General features: G+C 60.4%; 1 protein-coding gene and 1 pseudogene. Both read right to left on the reverse strand.

What is annotated here, in order from left to right; translation table 11 throughout:
- Positions 1–1,162 (reverse strand): collagen-like triple helix repeat-containing protein (locus tag GHO25_RS25490; protein ID WP_256677336.1); only part of this gene is annotated, 1,162 nt, incomplete at its 3' end.
- Positions 1,163–1,450: 288 nt separating this feature from the next.
- Positions 1,451–1,821: pseudogene (locus tag GHO25_RS25495) on the reverse strand (penicillin-binding protein 1C); the annotation flags it as partial.

Below are 1,821 nucleotides of genomic sequence, written 5' to 3' on the forward strand. Positions count from 1 at the left end.
CGGTATTGACCACCCCGCCGACCGTGCCGGCAACACCGCCCACCAGGCCGCCCACCGCACCGCCTGCGCCCGTACCGGTGCCTGAACCTGCACCGCCGACGGCACCTGTTACGCCACCCAGCAAGCCACCAATGCCTGTGCTGGTGCCTGTACCGGTCCCTGTTCCAGCCGCAGGGTTCACATAACCGCCCGCCTTGTCAGCCACACCGCCGACACCGACCAACGCGCCACCGACCAGATTGGTGACCGGGTTTTGATCGCTCACGCCGGTCACTTTGTTGCCGACGCCTGCCACCACTCCACCGACTTTGTTCAGCAGGCCGTCAACCGGTGCGCCCAACCCTGTGGCTGTGCCGATTTGCCCGGTGGTTTTTTCTACCAGCGAAATCACCGGCACCAGCACCTTGTCATTGACCCCGCCCGTCACTTGGCCCAATTGCCCGCTGGTGACATTGGTGGTCAACGTATTGCCGAGCATGGTGACCGTGGTCCCGACTTTATTCACCAGGCCGCCAGTGACATCCGTGACGTTACCCGCAACGCCGCCCACGATCGGGATCTGGCTGATCGGTGTGTTATTGATCACCCCGCTCACGCCCTGGCCCAGTGAGGACACTCCTTTGCCGATATCAGACACGGCATTGGTTGCGCCAGCGACAGTGATGCCCAGTGAGTTTTTATCTGTACCAATCGTGCCCAAGCCTTTGTCCAGGCCGTCGGTAATGGACGTCACCGCATTACCGGTGTTGGTCACCAACCCGCCTGCCGCGCTCACCACAGGCACCGTTGTCAGGGTGTTGCCCAAGTCGCTGACAGTCGAACCGACACCGCCGACAGCGCCGCTCACCTGGCTGATAACTTGCCCGGTGACCAGTGGCGTGTTGCCGGCGCCGTTGTTACCGCCGCCGTTATTACCACCGCCATTGTTGCCACCGCCGTTATTACCACCACCATTGTTGCCGCCACCGTTATTGCCGCTGCCGTCACCACCGCCGTTATTGCCGCCACCGCTACCATCACCACCGCCGCCCGTACCGGCATCGGGCGTACTGGCTTCAACATGACTTTTAGAACCGCCACCGCCGCTATGGCAACCAGCCAGGCTGACGGTCATCACTAACAAAAGGGCTGTACTTGTTTTTAACCACAGTTGAGTGTTCATGATTATTCCCTTGCACCTGCTTAGCCAGAGTTCGAAGGCTCCCTGCTCTAACGTCAGAGATACGTTCATCCGTGGCTTCCATCACAACGCCGGACCGGGTATTGAACAACTCACTACTTGGTATTAAGCCCTTATATAACCAGCGCTCACGCGCAAACTAAAACTCAACAAATCAACACGTTACCCAAAACAAAACACACCACTCACTAAAGTGATAACCCCAATTCACTGTAGGAGCGAGCTCGCCTCGCGATCTTTTGATCTTTGAGAACATCGCAAGCCGGAGGCCTACTCCACGACGCTGAATTCAACCCGTGCGGTTTGCCCGCTTTCGTCGAGAACACTCAGCTCATAGCGCCCTGGCTGTTCAAGGGTGGTGTTGAGCGCTTCTTGATGGCCGCTGTCGCCCAGCGGGGTGCCATTGAGGAACCACCAGCGCCGACCGTCACCGCCCAGCGCAGTCAACGTTAGGCGCAATGACGCCTGGCTCGCCGCCGGGCGCCGCAACCGGTCCCCCTCTCGCACACCGACAATCGACAACGCCGCCACCGAATTCAATGCCGGTGGCGGGCATTGCGTCGAGGCAGGCGGCAAGCGCGCTTCGCGCCGTTCCACACGAGGCAGCCACGGCTCCAGCGGTGCAGGCCACAACGCCACCT

The sequence above is a fragment of the Pseudomonas sp. FSL R10-1350 genome, assembly GCF_009600525.1.
GTDB classification, from domain to species: domain Bacteria; phylum Pseudomonadota; class Gammaproteobacteria; order Pseudomonadales; family Pseudomonadaceae; genus Aquipseudomonas; species Aquipseudomonas helleri.